We start from the raw sequence: 5,590 nt of genomic DNA on the forward strand, positions 1-5,590 counted from the left end.
GATGAAGGCGAGCTGACCCGCTGTGCTATCCCGAATCGCTCGACTCGCGATCTCAGCTCCCCGCCGGGTCCTGGGCGTGGCCCTGCTGGTGGTCATCGGCGCCGCGGTCTTCGGCATCCCTGTCCTAGGAAAATTGTCACCCGGCGGCGGAACCGATCCCAGCGCCGAATCGTCGCAAGCCGCCGCACTGCTCGCGCAGAAATTCGGAGCCGGTGACACGACCATGTTGATCACCGTCACCTCAACCGACGGCGCGCACGGTGCCCAGGCCACAGCGGTCGGCACCGATCTCGTTGAGCGGCTAAGACATTCGCCCGATGTCCGCCAGGTGCAATCGGCGTGGACGGTACCGGCGGCGCAGGCCTCCTCCTTCGTGAGCAAGGACGGCAAGACAGGACTGATCGTCGCCGCAATCACCGGCGGCGAGGCCAACGCCCAGAAGAACGCCAAGCGGCTCTACGACGAACTCGGCCACGACCGCGACGGCGTCACGGTGCGCGTCGGCGGCGACGCCACCGTCGCCTGGCAGGTGAATGCGCAAACTCAGAAAGACCTGCTGCTCATGGAGTCGGTTGCCTTGCCGCTGAGTTTCCTGGTGCTGGTGTGGATTTTCGGTGGGCTGGTCGCGGCGGCGGTACCGATAGCCGTCGGTATCGTCGCGATACTCGGATCGCTGGCGTCGCTGCGCGCCGTATCCTTGTTCACCGACGTGTCGGTCTTCGCGCTCAATCTCATTGTGGCGATGGGCATGGCGCTGGCCGTCGACTACACCTTGCTGATTCTCAGCCGCTTCCGCGATGAGCTCGCCGAAGGGCGGCCTCGTGACGCCGCCCTCATCAAGACGATGATGTCCGCCGGCCGCACGGTGTTGTTCTCGGCGTTGACGGTCGCGTTGTCGATGGCGACGTTGGTGCTCTTCCCTCAATACTTCTTGAAGTCGTTCGCCTATGCGGGCGTGGCGGTGATCGCCTTCGCGGCCGCGGCCTCGATCGTGGTGACACCGGCCGCGATCGCGCTGCTGGGTGAACGTCTCGATGCGTTCGACGCGCGTCGGCTGTTGCGCCGGATCCTCGGCCGCCCGCAGCGCCAGCCCGAGCCCGACGAACATTGGTTCTGGTATCGATGGACCAGGTCGGTAATGCGCGGGGCAGTACCGATCGGCCTGATCGTCATCGTGGTCCTGCTATTGCTCGGTGCGCCCTTTCGGCAGGTGCGGTGGGGCTTCGCCGACGACCGCATCCTGCCGCCCACAGCCTCGGCGCGTCAGGTCGGTGACCAGCTGCGCACTAACTTCGCGCGTACCAACGTCCCCGACATCACCGTCGTGCTCCCGAACGCGGTCGACGTGTCGCCGACCCAACTCGACGATTACGCCGCCGCCCTGTCCCGGGTGCCCGACGTGTCTTCGGTGTCGGCGCCCGGCGTCAGGTTCGTCGACGGGAGACCGGCGGGCCTGGCGTCGGCGCCCAGTGCCGCCAAAGACGGCAGCGCCTTTTTGACCGTGAGCACCACCGCACCGCTGTATTCGGCGGCCTCGACGGCCCAGCTCGACCGACTGCATGCCGTTGCGACCCCGGCAGGCAGACCGGTGCAACTGGCCGGTGTGGCACAGAGCAACCGCGACGGCGTGCACGCCATCGCCATCCGGGTGCCGTCGGTGCTGGCCCTCATTGCGGTGATCACCATGGTGCTTGTCTTCCTGCTGACCAACAGCGTGGTCTTGCCCGTCAAAGCGGTATTGATGAACACGCTGTCGCTGACCGCGGCGTTCGGTGCCTTGGTCTGGGTCTTCCAAGAAGGCCACTTAGGCGGGCTCGGCACCGCGGCCACCGGAACCCTGGGTGTGGAATTACCAGTCTTGTTGTTCTGCATCGCCTTTGGGCTATCGATGGATTACGAGGTGTTCCTCATCTCACGCATCCGCGAATACTGGTTGGCGTCGCACCAGGGGTGGGGCGCCAACGACAGAAGCGTCGCGCTGGGGGTGGCCCACACCGGCCGGGTCATCACCGCGGCGGCGCTGATCATGGCGATCTCGTTCGCCGCCCTGATGGCTGCGCAGGTGTCATTCATGCGGCTGTTCGGCTTCGGGCTGACGGTGGCCGTACTCGTCGACGCCACGCTGGTACGAATGTTGCTGGTGCCGGCGTTTATGCATGTGCTCGGCCGATACAACTGGTGGGCGCCGAAAGCGTTGACCCGCCTGCATAGTCGATTCGGTGTCCGCGAAGGCGGCCCCGCCCGGCAACTGCCGTTTCCATCACCGTGAAGTTTATGAGAATGACCGGACATCGCTGGCGTCCCGGCTGCGTGCCCGGAGTTCGCTGGACGCGTCGTCCCGCCGGTGTCCATGACGCTTTCCGGCGGCTCCAGATGCCGCACTCGTCGCCGAAATAGCCGTCGTCAAGCGCAAACGCGCACTGCAACAGCGTCTTTGCTGCGGCGCAACAATTCTGGTTCGCGCGGCCTACCGTCGATAGGGTGGCGGCCGACCGGACGCCGCGGCGGCGCGCATCATCTCCGCGGTGTGCTCATAACGGCGCAGAACGTGCCCCGCCAGCTGCGATGACCTCTGTTAACTTGGCGCCATGTATGCGGCATCCGATGCGTTGGTGTGCTGCTTCGTCATGGGCTGTTGTCGCTGACCTACCCGCGCGGTCTGGTGTCGAGTCGGTAAAGAAGCCCATCTGTGCACCGTGCCCTCACTCGCCGAAATCGCAACTTTGACACGGAAGGTCACCAATGCTTGACGACAGCACCCGCGCGCTGTGCTGGCGGCATGTCGTGCTGGTGCTCGTCGCCGCTGTCGTAACCGCGTGCCATGGTGGCGCCAGTGACGCCGTGGGGGGCGGCGGCCTGACCAACGTCAGCCGGAGCATCACCTTGGTCGCCTACTCCGTCCCCGAGCCCGGCTGGAGCAAGGTCATTCCCGCGTTCAACGCCTCCGAGGAAGGCCGGGGTGTTCAGGTCATCACCTCCTACGGAGCCTCCGGGGACCAATCCCGCGGCGTGGTCGCCGGAAAACCGGCCGACATCGTCAACTTCTCCGTCCAACCCGACATCACCCGCCTGGTCAAAGCCGGCAAGGTGTCCGCGGACTGGAACACCGAGGGCAGCAAGGGAATTCCGTTCGGATCGGTGGTCACCTTGGTGGTGCGCAAGGGCAACCCGAAGAACATCAGGGATTGGGACGATCTGTTGCGGCCCGGCGTGGAAATCGTCACTCCCAGCCCATTGAGCTCGGGTTCGGCAAAATGGAACCTGTTGGCGCCGTACGCCGTCAAGAGTGGCGGCGGCCGCAACAGCCAAGCTGGTGTCGACTACATCAACAGCTTGGTGCGCGAGCACGTCAAGTTGCGCCCCGGGTCCGGGCGGGTAGCCACCGACGTCTTCATCGAAGGCAGCGGTGACGTCTTGATCAGTTATGAGAACGAAGCCATCGCGGCCGAACGGCAAGGACAGCCCGTCGAACACGTCAACCCACCCCAGACCTTCAAAATCGAGAACCCGGTGGCGGTGGTGACGACCAGCCCGCAAATCGATGCCGCGATCGCCTTCAAGAACTTCCAGTACAGCGCCGTGGCCCAACGGCTCTGGGCGCAAGCCGGTTTCCGTCCCATCGACCCTGCGGTCGCCAGCGACTTCCGCGACCAATTCCCGGTCCCGGTCAAACTGTGGACGATCGCTGACCTCGGCGGCTGGAGTGCGGTGGACCCACAGCTGTTCGACCGGGGTACCGGCAGCATCACCAAGATCTACCTGCAGGCCACCGGATGACCGCGGCGATTCGACCCGAACTCCTCCCGCCGGACAACGGGGCCACCCTGGCACCGGCGACCGACACCGCCTCCGCACCCAGTAGCACAACCCTTCGGGTCGGCGTAGTGACGCTGTGGTTATCGATCATCGTGTTGCTGCCGCTGGCCGCGATCGCATGGCAGGCAGTCGGGGGCGGGTGGCAGCACTTTTGGTTGGCCGTCACCTCACACGCCGCCCTGGAGTCGTTCAAGGTGACCCTTATCGTCTCCGTTGTCGTCACGGTCCTCGACGTGCTGTTCGGCGTGTTGGTCGCCTGGATGCTGGTGCGTGACGACTTCGTCGGAAAAGGACTACTAGACGCTGTCATCGACCTACCGTTCGCGCTGCCGACCATCGTCACCAGCCTGGTGATGCTGGCGCTGTACGGCGCCAACAGCCCGGTGCACCTGCACTTGCAACACACCCCGCCCGGGGTGGCAATGGCGCTGGCCTTCGTCACGCTGCCGTTCGTGGTGCGCGCCGTGCAACCGGTGTTGCGGGAGATCGACCGGGAAGTCGAAGCAGCCGCCGCGTCGCTGGGTGCCAACGGCCGCAAAGTATTCACCTCGGTGGTCCTCCCGTCGCTGCTGCCCGCCGTACTGTCCGGCGCCGGGCTTGCTTTCTCGCGCTGCATCGGCGAATTCGGGTCGGTGGTCACCATCGGAGGTGCGGTGCCCGGTAAGACCGAAGTCTCCTCTCAGTGGATACGCGCATTGATCGAAAACGACGACCGCACCGCGGCTGCCGCAATCTCCATTGTGCTGCTGACGATTTCCTTCACGGTGCTGTTCGGATTGCGGATAGTCGGCGGCCGCAGGGCCAAACGCGAGGAGAAGTCGTCATGACCACCGCCAACCCCACGCCGGCGCCCTGGGCCCGCTATCTCATCCGATTCGTCGGGTCTTCCTACATCATCGTGATGCTGATCGTTCCCGCCACGCTGATCCTGTGGCGCACCTTCCGGCCCGGGTTCGGACAATTCTGGGCGTGGATCACCACACCGGCAGCGATATCCGCGCTGCATCTGTCGCTGCTGGTGTTGGCCATCGTCGTGCCGCTCAACGTCGTCTTCGGGGTGCCGACGGCGCTCTTGCTGGCGCGCAGCAAGTTCCGGGGCCGCGGTGTCCTGCAAACCATTGTCGACCTGCCGTTCGCGGTGTCGCCGATCATCGTGGGAGTGGCGATGATTGTGCTGTGGGGTTCGGCGGGCGCGCTCGGCTTCATCGAGAACGACTTAGGGTTCCGCATCATCTTCGGCGTCCCGGGAATCGTCTTGGCCAGCATCTTCGTCACCATGCCCTTCATCGTGCGAGAAGTGCAATTAGTGCTCGCCGAAGTCGGCACCGAACAAGAACAGGCGGCGGCCACCCTGGGTTCTGGTTGGTGGCAGACGTTTTGGCGCATCACGTTGCCGTCCATCCGGTGGGGGTTGACCTACGGCATCGTGCTGACCACCGCACGGACCCTCGGCGAATTCGGCGGGGTCATCATGGTGTCCTCGAATCTGCCCGGCAGCACGCAGACACTGACGCTGCTGGTCAATGACCGCTACAACCGCGGATCGGTATACGGCGCCTACGCGCTTTCCACGTTGATGATGGGTGTCGCGGTGGTCTTCCTGATCGTCAAGGTGGTCCTGTTGCTGCGGCGAGCACGGGCGAAACAACAGGCCTGACAAGGAGATACACAGATGACCAAGACACAGAGTGATTCGGGTGACTATGCGATCACGGTGCGTGATGCGTATAAGCAGTATGGCGATTTTGTGGCGTTGGATCATGTGGATTTTGTG

At 64.5% G+C, this 5,590-nt stretch carries 5 protein-coding genes; all 5 read left to right on the forward strand.

Annotated features, from left to right (window positions below; translation table 11 throughout):
• Window positions 1-22: 22 nt before the first annotated feature.
• Complete coding sequence (locus A9W95_RS04260; protein WP_067409377.1) at window positions 23-2,269, forward strand: MMPL family transporter; 2,247 nt, start codon at window positions 23-25, stop codon at window positions 2,267-2,269.
• A 473-nt stretch (window positions 2,270-2,742) separates the two neighbouring features.
• The gene (locus tag A9W95_RS04265) at window positions 2,743-3,777 is read left to right on the forward strand and encodes a sulfate ABC transporter substrate-binding protein (RefSeq protein WP_067409378.1); all 1,035 of its coding nucleotides are present in this window, start codon (window positions 2,743-2,745) and stop codon (window positions 3,775-3,777) included.
• Entirely contained in the window at window positions 3,774-4,643 is an 870-nt protein-coding gene (gene cysT / locus A9W95_RS04270) for a sulfate ABC transporter permease subunit CysT (protein ID WP_082982886.1), read from the forward strand. Before A9W95_RS04265 ends, cysT begins: the two co-directional genes overlap by 4 nt.
• Window positions 4,640-5,473 (forward strand): sulfate ABC transporter permease subunit CysW, encoded by an 834-nt coding sequence (gene cysW, locus A9W95_RS04275; RefSeq protein ID WP_067409379.1) that lies wholly within the window; start codon window positions 4,640-4,642, stop codon window positions 5,471-5,473. Before cysT ends, cysW begins: the two co-directional genes overlap by 4 nt.
• 15 nt (window positions 5,474-5,488) lie before the next feature.
• A partial coding sequence (locus A9W95_RS27670; protein WP_253851554.1) for a hypothetical protein occupies window positions 5,489-5,590 on the forward strand: 102 nt, incomplete at its 3' end.

Origin of the sequence: Mycobacterium sp. 1423905.2, from assembly GCF_001673155.1 — a bacterium.
Taxonomy (GTDB): Bacteria; Actinomycetota; Actinomycetes; order Mycobacteriales; family Mycobacteriaceae; genus Mycobacterium.